The 16,390-nt window shown below is 66.8% G+C and carries 16 protein-coding genes and 1 pseudogene; 13 read left to right on the forward strand and 4 right to left on the reverse strand.

Annotated elements, in window-relative coordinates; all coding sequences use genetic code 11:
- Positions 1 to 107 precede the first annotated feature (107 nt).
- The 3 genes from AB4118_RS32945 to AB4118_RS32955 all read right to left on the reverse strand — a co-directional run bounded on the left by AB4118_RS32945 (position 108) and on the right by AB4118_RS32955 (position 2,662).
- Positions 108 to 1,256, reverse strand: coding sequence for an NAD(P)-binding domain-containing protein (locus AB4118_RS32945; protein WP_441493715.1), 1,149 nt, complete (start codon positions 1,254 to 1,256; stop codon positions 108 to 110).
- A 102-nt stretch (positions 1,257 to 1,358) separates the two neighbouring features.
- A complete protein-coding gene (locus AB4118_RS32950; protein ID WP_441493716.1) occupies positions 1,359 to 1,961 on the reverse strand; it encodes a hemerythrin domain-containing protein in 603 nt (200 codons plus the stop codon).
- A gap of 71 nt (positions 1,962 to 2,032) precedes the next feature.
- Positions 2,033 to 2,662 (reverse strand): hydrolase, encoded by a 630-nt coding sequence (locus AB4118_RS32955; protein WP_441493717.1) that lies wholly within the window; start codon positions 2,660 to 2,662, stop codon positions 2,033 to 2,035.
- 120 nt (positions 2,663 to 2,782) lie between these two features.
- On the opposite strand from AB4118_RS32955, the pseudogene AB4118_RS32960 reads away from it, so the two are divergent.
- From AB4118_RS32960 to AB4118_RS33020, 13 genes and pseudogenes are all read left to right on the forward strand, one after another.
- Positions 2,783 to 3,298: pseudogene (locus AB4118_RS32960) on the forward strand (LysR family transcriptional regulator); the annotation flags it as partial.
- Positions 3,299 to 3,423: 125 nt separating this feature from the next.
- Positions 3,424 to 3,678: a LysR substrate-binding domain-containing protein gene (locus tag AB4118_RS32965; protein ID WP_441493731.1), complete on the forward strand. Its 255-nt coding sequence runs from the start codon at positions 3,424 to 3,426 to the stop codon at positions 3,676 to 3,678.
- A gap of 108 nt (positions 3,679 to 3,786) precedes the next feature.
- Positions 3,787 to 4,440, forward strand: a complete 654-nt coding sequence (locus tag AB4118_RS32970; protein ID WP_441493718.1) for a M15 family metallopeptidase — start codon at positions 3,787 to 3,789, stop codon at positions 4,438 to 4,440.
- 536 nt (positions 4,441 to 4,976) lie between these two features.
- Positions 4,977 to 5,405 (forward strand): DUF2721 domain-containing protein, encoded by a 429-nt coding sequence (locus tag AB4118_RS32975; RefSeq protein ID WP_441493719.1) that lies wholly within the window; start codon positions 4,977 to 4,979, stop codon positions 5,403 to 5,405.
- A gap of 272 nt (positions 5,406 to 5,677) precedes the next feature.
- Positions 5,678 to 6,460, forward strand: a complete 783-nt coding sequence (locus AB4118_RS32980; RefSeq protein WP_441493720.1) for a GntR family transcriptional regulator — start codon at positions 5,678 to 5,680, stop codon at positions 6,458 to 6,460.
- On the forward strand, positions 6,457 to 7,962 hold the full coding sequence (locus AB4118_RS32985; RefSeq protein WP_441493721.1) for an ABC transporter substrate-binding protein: 1,506 nt from the start codon (positions 6,457 to 6,459) through the stop codon (positions 7,960 to 7,962). The genes AB4118_RS32980 and AB4118_RS32985 overlap by 4 nt, the downstream gene beginning before the upstream one ends.
- A gap of 6 nt (positions 7,963 to 7,968) precedes the next feature.
- A complete protein-coding gene (locus AB4118_RS32990; RefSeq protein WP_441493722.1) occupies positions 7,969 to 8,895 on the forward strand; it encodes an ABC transporter permease in 927 nt (308 codons plus the stop codon).
- On the forward strand, positions 8,892 to 9,749 hold the full coding sequence (locus tag AB4118_RS32995; protein ID WP_441493723.1) for an ABC transporter permease: 858 nt from the start codon (positions 8,892 to 8,894) through the stop codon (positions 9,747 to 9,749). Before AB4118_RS32990 ends, AB4118_RS32995 begins: the two co-directional genes overlap by 4 nt.
- Positions 9,750 to 9,760: 11 nt before the next feature.
- Positions 9,761 to 10,546: an SDR family NAD(P)-dependent oxidoreductase gene (locus AB4118_RS33000; RefSeq protein ID WP_441493724.1), complete on the forward strand. Its 786-nt coding sequence runs from the start codon at positions 9,761 to 9,763 to the stop codon at positions 10,544 to 10,546.
- Between the two features lie 11 nt (positions 10,547 to 10,557).
- Entirely contained in the window at positions 10,558 to 11,466 is a 909-nt protein-coding gene (locus AB4118_RS33005) for a polysaccharide deacetylase family protein (protein WP_441493725.1), read from the forward strand.
- Positions 11,466 to 13,010: a gamma-glutamyltransferase family protein gene (locus AB4118_RS33010; RefSeq protein WP_441493726.1), complete on the forward strand. Its 1,545-nt coding sequence runs from the start codon at positions 11,466 to 11,468 to the stop codon at positions 13,008 to 13,010. Before AB4118_RS33005 ends, AB4118_RS33010 begins: the two co-directional genes overlap by 1 nt.
- The gene (locus AB4118_RS33015) at positions 13,007 to 13,987 is read left to right on the forward strand and encodes an ABC transporter ATP-binding protein (RefSeq protein WP_441493727.1); all 981 of its coding nucleotides are present in this window, start codon (positions 13,007 to 13,009) and stop codon (positions 13,985 to 13,987) included. Before AB4118_RS33010 ends, AB4118_RS33015 begins: the two co-directional genes overlap by 4 nt.
- Positions 13,984 to 14,955 (forward strand): ABC transporter ATP-binding protein, encoded by a 972-nt coding sequence (locus AB4118_RS33020; protein WP_441493728.1) that lies wholly within the window; start codon positions 13,984 to 13,986, stop codon positions 14,953 to 14,955. The genes AB4118_RS33015 and AB4118_RS33020 overlap by 4 nt, the downstream gene beginning before the upstream one ends.
- A 28-nt stretch (positions 14,956 to 14,983) precedes the next feature.
- Here the strand turns inward: AB4118_RS33020 and AB4118_RS33025 are convergent, their stop codons facing one another.
- The gene (locus AB4118_RS33025; protein WP_441493729.1) at positions 14,984 to 15,847 is read right to left on the reverse strand and encodes a DUF4118 domain-containing protein; all 864 of its coding nucleotides are present in this window, start codon (positions 15,845 to 15,847) and stop codon (positions 14,984 to 14,986) included.
- Positions 15,848 to 16,390: the final 543 nt, after the last annotated feature.

A 16,390-nucleotide genomic window follows, 5' to 3' on the forward strand; every position in this document is an offset into this window, starting at 1 on the left:
GCGGATGATGGCGAAGCCCTCGGAAGCGCGCCGCGCTGCTCGGCGAGGTCGAGGACTTGAAGGCCAGTATACAGCCGATCGACGGTCAGGTTTCGGCAATCGAGCAGCTAGCTGACGAGGCCGAGATAGCCCGCAAGTTCGCGCGCCGCGGCAGCGCCCGCCCGGTTGGCGCCGATCGTCGAGGCCGAGGGGCCATAGCCGACAAGATGGATGCGCGGGTCCTTGGCGACCTGGGTCGCGAGCCGGCCTGTCATGACGATGCCGCCCTTCTCGTCCCGGATCTGCAGCGGCGCCAGATGGTCGAGCGAGCTGCGAAAACCGGTGCACCAGAGAATGACATCGGCCCTCTGCTCGGCTCCGTCGGCCCAGCGCACACCCTGTTCGGTGATCTCGCTGAACATCGGCACACGCTTCAGCACGCCGCGCTCGCGGGCGGCAAGCAAGGCCGGTGTCAGTGGAATCCCGGTCACCGACACGACGGAGCCGGGGATCAGGCCCTGCCTGACCCGGTCTTCGACCATGGCGACGGCGGCGCGCCCATCTTCTGCCGTGAAGGGACGGTCCCGAAACTGCGGCTCCCGCCTGGTGACCCAGGTGGTCGAGGTGACGCGGGAAATCTCATCGAGCAATTGCAGAGCGGAGATGCCGCCGCCGACCACGATGACATGCTTCCCGGCGAACGCGTCGGCTGTGCGGTAATCGCGGGTGTGAAGCTGCCGGCCCAGGAAGCGGTCGGCTCCCGGATAACTCGGAATATAGGGTGTCTCCCAGGTGCCGGTGGCATTGATGATGCTGCGGGCCGAGAAGGTTTCGCGATCGGTCTCGATCCTGAAGCGGTCGCCGCGGTCGCAGACGACCTTGACCGCCACCGGGCGATAGACCGGCAGCTGAAACTTGCGTTCATAGGCCGCGAAATACCGGGGAACAGCCTCGGACGCCCTCACCTCGGTCAGGCCGGGTTCGATCACATCGGAGAACTGCATGCCCGGCAGGTCATGGATCCGGTTGACCGTGCTGAGCGTCAGCGACGGCCAGCGATATTGCCAGGCGCCGCCGGCTTCCGGGGACTTGTCGAGAACGAGATAGTTCCTGCCGGCCAGAAGACCGAGATTCTGCAGGTGATAGGCGCTGGACAGCCCCGCCTGGCCGGCGCCGATGACCATGATATCGACCTTGATCACGGCTCGGACATCGCCCCTCAGTGGGGACGACTCGGTCGTATCGGGCGGGTCGGAAGGCTCGAGATCGGCGCTCATTCCCAAAGCCATGAGACAGGAAGCGCGCGAACTCAAGCCATCCTCCCAAAGCGCAGGCACGACACCTGCCGCGGCGCGGTCGACGCCGCTTGCCGCGAAGGGTCACCCGAATTCCGGATCATCCCGGGTGCGTTCCAGGATGAGGGGGATAATCAGATCCTCTTCATCCCAGAGATGCCGCAGCAGGGTTCGGTCGAAGCCCTCGATCTCTCCGGCGATCCGCTCGGCCACGCGCAACGCGTCCCCGTCGCGCCCCGAGACCTCGCCCGACAGCGCTGCGATGAGCTCGCGGCTGGCGCTTCCGAGCCGGTCGATCGCGCCATGGATCACATCGTGGTCATTGTCGAGGATATCGAACCCCTTCTGCAGCCTCGGTGCCGCGGCGGCAAAGGACGGGAAGTAGTGCTCATCCTCGACGCGGTGATGTCCATCGAGCTCGCCGAGCAAAAGGCCCATCCGGCGCTGGAAGAGCGGTAAGAACGCGGCTGGGGACGTGCGACCTTCCCTGAGATCGGTTGTCATGCCGCCGATCAGCACCGAGAGCTCCCGAAACAGATCATGCCTCTGGAGCCAGCCTTCGGCCAGCCCGTGCAGGCTCGGATCATTCGCCCACTGGTCGCGCGGGAACTTGCGCAGCAATGCGAGTAGCTCATCCGGCAGGCCGCCCCTCACCTCGACATTGAGTGCCCTGTCGATGTCCTTCATTTCGTCGCTCTCCTTTCCGCATTGGGGCGCTGGGCCGGCCGTGGCCGAGAACCACGGCCGGCCCAGGCCTATCAGCGCGTGCCTTCCTTCAGGCCGAGCAGCTGCCATTCCCAGCGCAGCCCCTGTCCGAAGCCACCGCCATGTTCGGCGAAAAGCTTGGCGACCTCGTCAGCCGTCGGGCGCGCCCAGTCGCGCTGCAGCTCGGAGACATTGGCAATGGTGGTGAGCGGCTGCGCGCCGGCCTGGACCATGCGCTGCACGCCGCGCTCATGGCCCTCGGTGCTGCCTCCGCCGGATGCATCGGTGACGATGTAGACCTCGTAGCCGTCGGCAAGCGCGTCGATCACCGGCATGCTCAGGCACACTTCGGTCCACAGACCCGCCATCACCAGCTTCTTCTTGCCGGATTTCTTGACCCAATCGAGGACGCGCTGATCATCCCAGGAATTCAGCCCGGTCCGGTCGACCGGCGTCTGATCCGGGAAGACGGCCTGGACCTCCTCGAACAGCGCCTGGCGCTCGGCGAAGGCCGTGGTGAGCAGGGTCGGCACCTTGAACAGCTTCGCCGCCTTGGCGAGGAAGGTCGTGTTGTTGACGACCGCTTCGCTGGTGTGGGAGCGCAGCGCCAGCAGCTGCAGGTACTGGTGATCGATCAGCAAGAGCGCGTGATCATCGGGGGTCAGCAGAGAACTCTTGGCCATATCGATCTCCGTAGGGTTCGATCGAGGCCGCGGCCCCGATGCCTCAAGAGATATTCGTGGAACGAATTTGCCTGTAGTCGGCCATAACGGTACTGTCCGTTCCAAAAATGGAACGACGCGATGCAGGATCTCAATGACCTCTTCTATTTCGCCCGTGTCGTCGAGCATGGCGGATTCGCACCAGCCGGGCGCGCGCTCGGCATGCCTAAATCGACGCTGAGCCGCCGCATCGCGCTGCTCGAGGACAGGTTGGGGAGCCGGCTCCTGCAACGTTCGACGCGGCATTTCGGGATGACCGAAGTCGGCGAAGTCTATTACCGGCACTGCGTGGCGATGATCGCCGAGGCAGAAGCCGCCCAGGAGGCGATCGACAACACCAGCGCCGAACCACGCGGGATGATCCGCGTGACATGCCCGATCTCGCTGATGCTGAGCTTTGTTTCCCCGGTCATGTCGCGTTTCCTGATCGCCCACCCGCAGGTGCGCGTGCAGCTCTCTGCAACGAACCGCCGCGTCGACGTGATCGAGGAAGGGGTCGACATCGCCCTGCGCGTCCGGTTTCCTCCGCTCGAGAATGAGGGGCTGGTGATGAAGCGGCTCGCAGAGAGCCGGCAGCTCCTGGTCGGAAGCCCGGCTCTGCTCGACCGGTTCGGCCGGCCGGAAACGCCTACGCAGTTGAGCCGGCTGCCAGGGCTGGATCTGATCCGGTCCCCCCCAGACATGCCTGGGAGCTTCGCAACGCTGCGGGCGAACCTGTCAGCATCGCGTTCGAGCCGCGATACGCCACCGACGACATGGACGCCCTGCGGCAGGCGGCCGAGGACGGCGTCGGCATCGCTCAGCTCGCGGACTATCTGGTCATGGACAAGGTCGCCTCAGGAACACTGGAAATCATCCTGCCGGATTGGACGCTGCCGAGCGGAATCGTGCATGCGGTCTTTCCCTCGCGCCGTGGGCTGTCACCGGCTGTGCGCGGCTTCATCGACTTTCTCGCGGCGGAATTCCAGGCGAGATGACCCCGGCCAGCCTGCGGCAGCGTCCCTGACGCGCACTGCCTTGCCCATCCCCGAGGGCCGGACGATCCCGCCTTCCCTTGACTGCATCGGGCTGCGACTGTGCTGGCCATGCCTGCACCTCTACGCTCCCTTGCACGCTTCCTCGCACGCCCCCTGCGCCTGGGTCTCCTCGCCATCGCGCTCCTCGGCAGCGGCTGGGGGAGCGGCGCCCATGGTCAAGCCAGAACGGGCGTGCCGGCAACTGCGGATGTCGCTGGCCCCTACGGACCGGGCGGCGTCTACGCGCGGATTCCGGCTGTCGATGAATACGGACGGGATCAACTGGCGATGTTCCGCGCCTGGAATCCCGATCCGCTCGGACATCACGAGGTCAATCTCCGGGCGATCCAGCCGGCGCTCGCCAGGGTGGTGGGCCGGGCCCAGGCCGACAATCCCGACCTGCGCTTCGTGATCGGCTCAGGCCGGCGCGACCGCACACTGCAACGCCAGGCGGTCGCCTGGGGCTGGTCCAGGGTGCATGCGAGCTCACACCGTTCGGGTAATGCCGTGGATCTGTGGCCGCTCGATGTGGAGGGCCGGGTGATCTTCGATCCGAATGCCCAGAACCGGATCGCAGTTGCACTCAAGCGTGCCGCCACCGAACTGGGCGTATCGCTGCGCTGGGGGGGCCGTTTCCGCGGCTACAAGCACATGGACCGCTCGCATTTCGAGCTGTCGTTCGGGGCAAGGGCCTCACGGAAGGTGGGTTCCGCCTCCCGGTGATGATCCTCTGGCCGGACAGAGTGCAGGCGGGCAAAGCCGAGAATGGCAACCGCTTCATTGACCAACCCCGGTGGCTGGCTGTGCGAGAAGGCCAAGGTCCACGTTCGCCTCGGCCCCGTTCGAGCGTACGGGTTGGCCCGACAGCGGAACCAAGTATGGTGCGCGGCAATACCTCTCTTGGCTCATATCTGAATTCTGGCGCTTCGTCTTCGTTCAGCAGCAGGTCGAGAAACCTGTCATGAGGACGTTTGAATTTTCACCGATGCAGAAGGGCGCGGGCTTCAACCTCGATGCGGTGAAGGCGAAAATCGACGTCGCCCGAACCGACATGGTCAAGTAAGGGCCAAGCCTACGGCCAAAGCCATATCACGGCAGGCGGATCAAAGCTGCCCGACGTGACTTATCCGCAGATCGCGACGCTTTCTGGAAGGGCGCCATGAACCCCAAATACGCTGCAGCCCCACTCGCGCCCCTATGGGCGCCGCAGGGCCGTCACGCCCCGCACGTCAAGCAGACGCAGCGGGCACGGTGAAACGGTGCTGTCCGAGCTTCCCTCCGTCAATCACCTGTCGCTGGTCATAACCCAGGCAGCGGCACCCGCCTTCCTCCTTGGCGCGGTGGTCGGCCTCATCTCGGTCTTGATCAACCGCCTCGAGCGCATTCTCGACCGGTCGCGAACATTGAACGCGCTGGATCGTTCGATCGCCCCGGATCTCAAGGCTGACTTGCCCCGCCTCGAACGGCGAGCAGGCTTGATCAACAGCGCCATCGTGTTCGCGATTTCCAGCGGGGTGACGACGATCCTGCTGATGGTTGTTGCCTTCGCCCTCGCCTTCCTGGGCTTAGCTCACGAGCGCGGCGTAGCGTTTCTCTTCGTCCTGTCCGTTGGACTGTTCGGCGCCTCGCTCACTCAATTCCTGCGCGAGGTCCAGATGGCGCTTCAGAAGATCGATCTCATCAGTTGACCGAACGCCCGGGCCAGATCATCGGACCGGATGCGGATCCGGTCCGATGATCCAATCTTTCTTAATGGGCATCAGCTTTCCCGAAATCCGCAATCCACTTTTCGGGCCCATGCTTCAGGTCCTCACCGCCTCCGAAGAGACTGTAGCCCCTGCGCTATCGGCCCGGCCCGAACAGCCGACCGCGTCGTGCGCGTTCGACGCCTCCAAGGCATTCTATTTGAGATGTCACAAAGCACTTGTGAAATCTCAGAAGCTGATCCAGCATGCCTGCCATGCTCGATACCTCGCCTGCGTTCGCGCCATCCTCGTCGCTCCCGGTTGCGGAGACGCAGCTCGATGTCGCAAGCCGGCGGCTGCGCAAGGCGGTCGTCTCCTGCGAGCTTGCGCCGGGCGAATTCGTCCATGAGGCCGCCCTGGCCGAACGCTTCGCACTGGGCCGCGCCGGTATCCGCGTCGCGCTGACCGAGCTCACCGCGGCCTGCTTCGTCGACCGGCACGCCCGCCAGGGTTGGCAGATCGCACCCGTCGACGGCGCCCTGATCGCGAGCGTACTGGACGGCCGCCGCAGGCTGGAGCCGTCGCTGGCGACGCTGCAGCCGAGCGGGCAGACCCAGGCTGCACTGGCCGCGCTGCTTGGCGTGATGGACTCTGTCCGGGGCCGGACCGAGCCGGTGGCGCTTTCGACCGCGCGCTCCGCCGAACGGCAGCTGCGCAACCTGCTGGCCGCGGCGACCGGGACGCTTGCCCGCCGCTGGCTCGGCGACATCTGGGACCATGCCGATCGGATCGTGCGCATGCTCGACCTCGCCGGCCATCCGATTGCGCCGGCTGAGCTCGGCGATCTCGTGAGCGCACTTGCCGCTGGCGATGCCGAGGCGGCGAGCCTCGCCATCGCCGCGGAGCACCGGCGCTTCACCGAGGCACTCGCCCAGGGCCTGATGCTGGCGGCATCGCGGCCCGCGCCACCACCGGCCCGCTCGGCAAGGCGCTCGCGACGGACGACGACCATCACCACCGACCAGCCCCGCCCCCTCTCGAAGGAGCAGCAGCGATGACCCCTCTCTCACGGAATGCTCGTCTTGCTGCGCTGGCCGCAGCGCTCGCTTTCTCTGCCGCCCCCGCCCATGCATCGAAGGAGCGCTTCGTCGTCGACCTCGTCAACGAGCCGTCCTCGCTTGATCCGCAGGTGCAGTGGAACCCCGACAGCTACTATGTCTACCGCAACATCTTCGACAATCTCGTCACCCGCGACGACAAGGGCGAGATCGTCCCGCAGGTCGCGACGAGCTGGAAATACCTCTCCGACACCGAGATCGAATTCGAACTGCGCTCCGATATCCTCTTCCACGACGGTTCGAAGCTGACCGCCGAGGATGTCGCCTACAGCGTCAAGCGCATCACCGACCCGAAATTCGGCAGCCCGCAGCTCGGCCAGTTCGACAAGATCACCGATGCCGTCGCGCTCTCGCCGACCAAGGTGAAGCTCACCACCAACGGCGCCTATCCCGCCCTGCTCGCCCAGCTGGTCAAGCTCTCGATCGTACCGAAGGCGGTTGTCGAGGCCGTCGGCAAGGATGCCTTCAACCTGAAGCCCGTCGGCAGCGGCCCCTATAAATTCGAAGGCTGGCAGCGCGGCGTCCAGGTCTCGCTCAGCCGCAACGATGCCTATTGGGGCGACAAGGGACCGTTCCCGGCGGTGATCTTCCGCGCCGTGCCGGACGGAGCGACGCGGGTCGCCAATCTCCAGGCCGGCACCAGCGATCTCGGCGTGACGCTCGACAGCGATCAGGCGGCCCAGCTCAAGTCGTCGGCCAAGGCCAAGGCCCTGATCGGCCTGACCGAGCGCGTCGCCTATCTCCGCCTCAACACCACCAAGCCGCCCTTCGACAACGTCAAGCTGCGCGTGGCGGCGGCCCATGCCATCGACAAGGAAGGCATGGTCGACGGCCTGCTCGGTGGCTTCGACAAGCCCGTCTCGCAATTGCTGACGCCTGCGAGTTTTGGCTGGATCGAGGGCATGACCGGCCCGAACTACGATCTCGGCAAGGCCAAGGCCCTGGTCGCGGAGGCCGGCCCCGCGGCAAAGGCCGAGATCGAGCTTGCGACCGCACCGGTCTTCGATCAGCGCATCGTCCAGGCGATCCAGCAGCAGCTCGTCGATGCCGGCTTCACCGTCAAGATCGCGATGACCGACATGGCGACCTATCTCAAGCGCTCGCAGGCCGGCCCCGAGGCCACCTCGACGCTGAGCTTCGGGCGCTGGTCCTGCGCCTGCCAGGATGCCGATGGCGTGCTCTTCCCGCTGGTCCACAAGAGCAGCGGCTGGTCGGCCTATCGCAACCCGAAGGCCGATAGCCTGCTCGAGGAGGCGCGCCAGACGCTCGACAAGGACAAGCGGCTTGCCGCCTACAAGCAGGTTCACGAGATCATCGCGACGGAAGCCCCGCTCGTGCCGCTCTATCAGGCGGCCGTGCTCTACGGCGCGACCAAGAACCTGCAGTTCAAGCCGACGCCGAATGAAAGCATGTTCCTGAACCGCATGAGCTGGGTGGACTGAGGCTTCGTGCAGGGCTTTCTTCTCAGGCGTGCCGGACAGGCGCTCGTCACCATCCTCGGGGTGGTGACGCTGATCTTCTTCGTCCAGCGCCTGACCGGCGATCCGACCTATCTGCTGGTGCCGGAGACCGCGACCAAGGCCGATGTCGAGGCGCTGCGCCATGCGCTCGGCTTCGACCGGCCGCTTCTGCTGCAATATCTCGACTTCCTGGCTGATCTCGCCCGTTTCGATCTCGGCCAGTCCGTGGTGCAGCGCGTGCCGGTGCTGACCATCATCGCCTCGCGCCTGCCCTACACGCTGATGCTGGCGGCGGGCGCGCTCGTCGTCGCCTGCGGCATCGGCGTGCCGATGGGCATCCTGCTCGCGGTGTTTCGCGACAGGCCGATCGCCAAGGCCGCTTCCGGCATCGTGCTGGCGGCCCAGAGCATGCCGACCTTCTGGAGCGGCATCCTGATGATCCTGGTCTTCTCGGTGCTGCTCGGCTGGCTGCCACCCTCCTCCACCGGCGATTTTTCGCATCTCATCATGCCCTCCTTCGCGCTCGGCCTGCTCAGCATGGCGACCTTTGCGCGGATCACCCGCTCGGCCCTGCTCGACGAGCTCTCGAAGGACTATGCCCGCACCGCCCGCTCGCGCGGGGTCCGCACCGGCCGGCTGCTGCTGCGCCATGTCGCCCGCAACGCCTCGATCCCGCTGATCACAGTCGCGGCGCTGGAAATCTCGAACCTGCTCGCCGGTGCGGTGATCGTCGAGACGGTGTTCGCCTGGCCCGGCATCGGCCAGGTGACTGTGCAGGCGATCCTGGCCCGCGATTTCATGATCGTGCAGGGCGTCGTGCTGATGGGGGCCTTCGTCACCGTGCTGCTCAACCTGCTCTCCGACGTGCTCTACAGCATCATCGATCCGCGCATCGTGCTGGACGGGGCGCGATGAGCGCGATCGCTGCCTCCAGCCCTGGCCCGCGCCGCCGCCTCGCGCTTGGCCGCTGGTGGCCGGTCGCGATCATCGCGCTCGTGGTGCTGGTCGCGATCCTGGCGCCCTGGCTCGCGCCCTATGACCCCAATGCCCAGAACCTCGCCGGCCGGCTGAAGCCACCAGGCACCGTCTCGCGCAGCTTCCATTACTGGCTGGGCAGTGACGAGCTCGGCCGCGACCTGCTCAGCCGGATCATCCATGGTTCGCGGGTCTCGCTGATCGTCGCCTTCGCCTCGGTCATCCTGTCGGGGACCGTCGGCACGGTCCTGGGCATGATTGCCGGCTATCGGCGCGGGTTCGTCGAGGTCGCGGTGATGCGCGTCGTCGATGTCTTCCTCTCGATCCCGGCCGTGCTGCTCGCGATCATCACCGTCGCGGTGCTGGGGCCGAGCCTCGTCAACGTCATCATGGTGCTCGCGCTGACGCGCTGGCCGCGATACGCCCGCGTGGCCTATAGCCAGACACTCACGGTCGCGACGATGCCCTATGTCCGGCTGGCCGCGCTGATGGGCGCCGGCGCCGGGCGCATCCTCTTCCGCCATATCCTGCCCAACATCATCGGCGCGGTCAGCGTCGTCGCGACGCTCGAATTCGGGCTGATGGTGCTGTTCGAGGCGGGCCTTTCCTTCCTGGGGCTCGGCGTGCAGCCGCCGACCGCGAGCTGGGGGGCGATGCTCTCGACCGGCCGCAACTATGTCGCGACCGCCTGGTGGGCTGCGACCCTCCCCGGGCTTTGCCTCTTTGTGCTCGTGCTGGCCGTCAATCTGACGGGCGATGCCGTGCGCGACCGCCTCGACCCCCGTTTCCGCTAGGGATCATGACCATGTTCGACGACATCAAGGGAAGACGCGCGCTCGTCACCGGCGCCTGCGGCGTGATCGGACGCTGGATCGCGGAAACGCTGCACGAGGCCGGCGCGGTGCTGGCGCTGACCGATGCGCGCGAAGACGAGCTTGCGGCCCTAGCGGCTTCGCTCGGGCTCGGCGGCGAGAGCTTCACCAAGGCGGCCGACCTGACCGACGAAGCCTCGATCAAGGCGCTTGCGGCCGAGATCGGTACGCGCTGGGGCGCGGTCGACATCCTCGTCAACAATGCCGGCATCTATCCCAGCGGCTTCCTGCTCGACACCTCGACGGAAGAGTTCGACCGGATCTTCTCGGTCAACCTGCGCGCACCCTTCATCCTGACCCGCGAGATCGCGACGCAGATGGTGCGCCAGGGCGTCAAGGGCTCGATCATCAACATCTCGTCGGGCGCCTCGCGCAAGATGCGGCGCACCGTCGTGCCCTATTGCACCTCCAAGACGGCGCTCGACCGGCTGACCAAGGGCTTTGGCGTCGAGCTCGCCGAATTCGGCATCCGCGTGAATGCGCTCGAGCCCGGCTTTGCCGCCGGCAGCAAGGTCAGCGACCTGACCGAGGCGCATATCCATAGCACGATCTCCCAGATCCCGCTCGGCCGCCCCTCCTCGCGCGAGGATGTCGGCAATGGCCTGCTTTATCTCGCCAGCAGCGCCTCGGCCTATGTCACCGGCGCGACCCTGACGATCGACGGAGGCAACTCCATCGGCTCGCTCGCCGTCCATCAGGACAAGAAGAACCCGCTCTAGTGGAGGGCACGATGACAACCTCCCTTGCGCCTGCGCGCTTTCCCGTCTCGGATTACGAATGGCCGGCCGGCAAGAGCAGCGCCTTCTGCTTCAGCGTCGATGTCGATGCCGAGAGCCCCTATCTCTGGAACCTGTCCGAGGGCGCGCCCGCCACGCTCGGACAGATCGAGCAGCGGCTGTTCGGCCCGCGCATCGGCATCTGGCGCATCCTCGACCTGCTCGACCGCTACGGCATCAAGGCGACGATGTTCGTGCCGGGGCTGGTGGCGAAGAACCATCCGGAATTGCTGCCGGCCTTCGTCGAGCGCGGCCACGAGATCGGCCTGCACGGCTATCTCCACGAGATCGCGACCGAAGCCGGTCCCGAGGAATTCGCCCGCGCGCTCGATGAATCGCTGGCGCTGTTCAAAGCCCAGGCCGGAATCGTGCCGAAGGGGTTCCGCTCGCCGGCCTGGGAGATGACGCCGGCCATGCTGGCGGAGGTGAAGCGGCGCGGCCTCTATGACAGCTCGCTGATGGGCTTCGATCATCCCTACACGATCGACGGCATTACCCAGGTTCCGGTGCTCTGGGCGGTCGATGACGCGATCTATTTCCGCTTCACCGGCAGCCCGACGGACCGGGCTCCACCGTCGCCGCAGGGCGGCATCCTCGAGGCCTGGCTCGACGAGTGGCACATGCTGCATCGCGAGGGCCGGATGATGATGCTGACGATCCATGACTGGATTTCCGGCCGGGCCGGGCGGATCAGGATGCTGGAGCGGCTGCTCGACGCGGTCACCTCCTCGCCCGGCGTCTGGATCGCGACCGTCGGCGAACTCGCGGCCCATCATGCCGCAAGCGCCAATGCCCAGCGCTTCAGCGTGCCGTTGCGCCTGGCCGAGCCAAGCGCGCCACGACGCTTCAAGACGCCGCGCTGATGCAGACCTTCACCGTCCGCCGGCCTGCCGTCCATTCGGCCCATGGCCTCGTCGCCGCACAGAACCGGCACGCAGCCGAGGCCGGCGCGGCCGTGCTCTCGCGCGGCGGCAATGCGATGGATGCCGCCATCGTCACCGCATTGGTGCTCAGCACGGTCGAGCCCTGGCTCTCCGGCGTCGGCGGCGGTGGTTTCCTCGTCCATGCCGATGGCCGGACCGGCGCGACCGAAACGCTCGATTTCAATGTCCGGGCGCCTGCCGGCATCGACCCGGCGGATTATCCGCTCACCGATGCCCAGACCGGCAACTGGTTCGCCTGGCCCTCCGTGGTGGGGGACCGGAACGTCTCCGGCTATGGTGCGATCTGCGTTCCCGGCGCGATCGCCGGTTTCGCCGCGGCGTTGGAGCGCCATGGCACCCTGTCCTGGGAGGAAGCGCTGCAGCCGGCGATCGAGCATGCGGAGCGCGGGTTGGAGATCGACTGGTTCGCGGCGCTCTGCATCGCGATCGAAGTGGCGGGCATCGCCCGCGACCCGGTGCTGGCCGCCCTGCTGCTCGATAATGGCCATGCGCCCAAGGCCGGAGCCGATACGCGGCGCTTCAAGCCGATGGTGCAGAAGGCGGCCTTGCTCAGGCGGTTGGCGACGTCCGGCGCGCGCGATTTCTACGAGGGCGAGACGGCGCGCGTGCTGGCAGTCGATCTCGCAGCCGGCGGCTCGGCCATCCGGCCGGGCGATCTCGCAGCCTATGACGTCACCTGGGCGCCGCCGCTGACCGGGCGTTATCGCGATTTCGACATTGCCGCCATTCCCGGCCTCAGCGGCGGGCCGAGCTTCCTCGATGCGGCGGGGCGTCTGGCGTCCGGCCCGCTCTCGCTCGAGACGACGCCGGCGCAACGGGCCCTGCTCTATGCCAGCGCCATCCGCGAGGCCTATGCCACGCGCCTGACCACGCTCGGCCATGCAGCGACACTGCAAGCGGGCTGCACCTCCCATGTCAGCGTGGTCGATCGCGACGGGACCATGGTCTCGCTAACCAACACTTTGCTCTCGCGCTTCGGCGCCAAGGTCGCGCTGCCCAATGCCGGCATCATCATGAACAACGGCATGATGTGGTTCGATCCCCGCCCCGGCCAGCCGAACAGCATCGCGGCCGGGCAGAAGCCGCTCGCCAATATGTGCCCGCTGGTGCTGAGCCAGGACGGGCGGCCGGTGCTCGCCATCGGTGCGGCCGGCGGGCGCACGATCTTCCCGACCGTGCTCCAGCTGATCTCCGGCATCGCCGATCTCGGTCTGTCCCTGGAGGAGGCCTTCCATCGCCCGCGTATCGATGCCTCGACGCCGCGCATCAAGATCGACGCCCGCGCCGAACCCGACGTCGCCGCGACCGTCGCCACCGCCTTCCCGGTCGAGATCGTCGAGGACACGCTCTACCCCGTGAATTTCTCGATTCCGTCGGCGGTGATGACCTCTTCCGCCGGCGGCTTCATCGGCATGGCCCATCCGACCAGCGCCTGGGCGGCAGTCGTCGCGGCAACCGCATGAGCACGACCGAGGCCCCCGTCCTGGCGATCGAGGATCTCGTCGTCGAGATCGACGGCAACCGCATCATCGATCAGGTCTCGCTTTCGGTCGGTGCCGGACGGATCCTCGCCATCGTCGGCGAATCCGGCTGCGGCAAGAGCCTGACCGCGCTCTCGATGCTCGGCCTGCTGCCGAAGGCGGCACGGTTCATGGGCGGCGCGATCCGGCTCAACGGGCGCGACCTGACAGGGCTTGGCGAGGCCGCGCTCTCCGATGTCAGGGGCAATGAGGCGACGATCATCTTCCAGGAGCCGGTCGCCTCGCTGAACCCGCTGATGCGTGTCGGCGAGCAGGTCGAGGAGGCGCTGATCCTGCATCGCGGCCTCTCGGCCAGCGCCGCGCGCGCGGAGGCGATCGCGATGATGACGCGCGTCGGCATTCCCGATGCGACGCGGCGCGCGCGCCAATATCCGTTCGAGCTCTCGGGCGGGATGTGCCAGCGCATCATGATCGCCTCGGCACTGATCTGTCGCCCGGCCCTGCTGATTGCCGACGAGCCGACGACGGCGCTCGACGTGACGATCCAGGCCCAGATCCTCGACCTGATGCGCCGCCTGCGCGAAGAGGTCGGCACGGCGATCGTCCTGATCACCCATGACATGGGCGTCGTTGCCGATCTCGCGGATGATGTCTGCGTGATGTATGGCGGGCGCATCGTCGAGAGCGGCGCGGTCGAACCGATCTTCGCCGAACCGCGCCACCCCTATACCAAGCTCCTGCTCGCCACGATTCCGACGCTGCAGGGCCAGCGCAAGGCCGTGCTGCGCACCATCGAGGGCATGGTCCCGAGCGCCGGGTCCTGGCCCGATGGCTGCCGCTTCCGGACGCGCTGCCCGCTGGCGGACGAGGCCTGCCTGGCGCCGCCGCCTCTCGCCTGCGTCGGAGAAAGCCATCGCGCCGCCTGCTGGCATTCGGACCATGTCGAGGCGCTGGTATGACCGCATCGCCGCTGCTTCAGGTCCGCGATCTCAAGGTCCATTTCAAGCTGCGTCGCGGCGTCGGTACGCCGGGCAGCGTGGTCAAGGCAGTGGACGGCGTCTCCTTCGACGTTGCGGCCGGCCGCACATTGGCGCTGGTCGGCGAATCCGGCTGCGGCAAATCGACGACCGCCTATGCCGTGATCGGCCTCGAACAGGCGACGGGTGGCACGGTCGCGTTCGATGGCCGCGACATCACCGGGCTGAAGGGGCGCGAGCGGGCGCAACTCGCCCAGGAGATCCAGATCGTCTTCCAGGATCCGAGCGCCGCGCTCGACCCGAAGATGAGTATCGAAGCCAGCATCAGCGAGCCGCTCGCCATCGCCGGCTGGACCCGCAGCGACCGGCGAAAGCGCGTGGCCGAGCTGTTCGACCGGGTCGGCCTTCCCGCCGCCTTCGCGGAGCGTCTGCCGAGCGCGCTCTCGGGCGGGCAACGCCAGCGCGTGGTGATCGCACGCGCGCTGGCCCTGTCGCCGCGCCTGCTCATTCTCGACGAGCCGGTCTCGGCGCTCGATGTCTCGATCCGCTCGCAGGTGCTGAACCTGCTGCTCGAGCTGCAGCGCGATCTCAACCTCGCCTATCTGTTCATCTCGCATGACCTGTCGGTCGTCAGGCATATCGCCGACGAGGCGATGGTGCTCTATCTCGGCACGGTCACGGAAAGCGGGCCGATCGATACGATGTTTGAGGCGCCGCAGCACCCCTATACGCAGGCGCTGCTCTCGGCGATCCCGCTGCCGGACCCGCTGCTGCAACGCCGGCGCGAGAAGATCATCCTGACCGGAGACCTGCCGAGCCCGCTCTCGCCGCCGCCAGGCTGTCCCTTCGTCAGCCGCTGCCCGATCCGGATCGAGACCTGCAGCGCGGCCCGCCCGCCCCTCCTGGAGACGGCGGCAGGGTCGCGCGTGGCCTGTATCCTGAGGCACTAGCATCCGGTCTCGGGCGCGTCGCAGCGGCCTAGGATGCCCCCTGCCCGTCCGACCCGGTCCGGAGATGCTGACGATCGAGGGCCAGGGCGAGAAGGCTTGCGATGATTTCGACAAGGGTGCCGGGCTGCGGCGGGCGCTCTTCGGGATCGAACGCCAGCCCGATGACGGCGCGGCTTCCTACTGACGTCATCACCGGCCAGAAATCGAAGCGCGAGCCGTTGAAGGGGTAGACGTCGGCCACCGAAACCGCGCCGGTGGTCAGCGACGAGCGCGCCGCTTCGATGTCGACCTCGCGAGGCTCGATGGCGCCGCGTCTCTCGACGAGATCGCCCAGGGGCTCGGACATCAGCATCACGATGACCGGGACCTGGAACAGGGTTTCGAGCGCATTGGCGGTGCGGGAGAAGACCGCCCTGGGTTCGCCGGCCGCGACGATGTCCCGGCTGTAGGACCGCACGATCCCGGCCTGCCGCCGCGCCAGCGCCGCATCGTCTGCCCTGCGGCGGGCGGTCGAGGCCACGGCGCTTGTGATCAGACCGACGACAAAGAGCAGCCCGATCGCCCAGATGCTGGCGGGGTCGTCGACGCGCAGCGTGAAACGCGGCTCGGTCAGGAAGAAATTATAGGACAGCGCCCCGAGGACAGCCGCGCAGAGCGAGGGTCCCAGCCCGAAGAAAACCGCCGCGATCACCACCGGGACGACAAAGACGAGCGACAGGTTCGGGATCGTCACCGCGTTGTCGAGCCCGACCGCCACCACGGTTGCGATGACGGTCATCGCGACCGCCAGGACATAGCGAACCACCATCGGAGCCTTGAAGAGCTGCAAGGCCGTCAGCGTATCGGGGTCCGGCAGAAGCTCGAACTCACCCGGAGACCTGAGGGTGCTCATGGCAATCTCCCTGATGCCGGTGGGCATGCCCACCATATGGTGCGCCAATCCTGCATCGGCAGCCGCGCTTCCGGCCTGCGCCTAGTGCGGTGCCGTAAAATTGATCCGGACCGCCAGGATGCAGGCCAAAAGCAGCAGCAGGACAAGGGACTGCAACAGGTCGCGCGCGATCCCGCCGAACGGCTGATGACGGCGAGCGGCGTGATAGACTGCTTCGCGTCGCGCCTCAGGGATGCCTCATAGGTGACCATGTTCGCCTCCGTCATGCGAAAAGCGGATGATCGGCCTTCTCCCCGTAAGCTCGCTATGCGAGCTGTCATCCAGCGGCATAAGGCAGGCGTAAGGTGCATCACCGGCACGGTGGTCCCTTCAGAGGCAGGGCTGGGTTCCGCGCCTAACAGGCTGTTGAAAAAGTCTGTAGCGGGGCGGCGTTTGGCGTGATTCACTCGGCTTGAGGAGTTGGCTGGGGGCATTTGATGCGCGGGTCGGATGAGCGCTCTGGATCGCTGTTTTCCTATGTGGATCTGGAGGCTCGGGTCGGAG

This window comes from Allobosea sp. 2RAB26 (genome assembly GCF_052115465.1).
Lineage (GTDB): Bacteria > Pseudomonadota > Alphaproteobacteria > Rhizobiales > Beijerinckiaceae > Allobosea.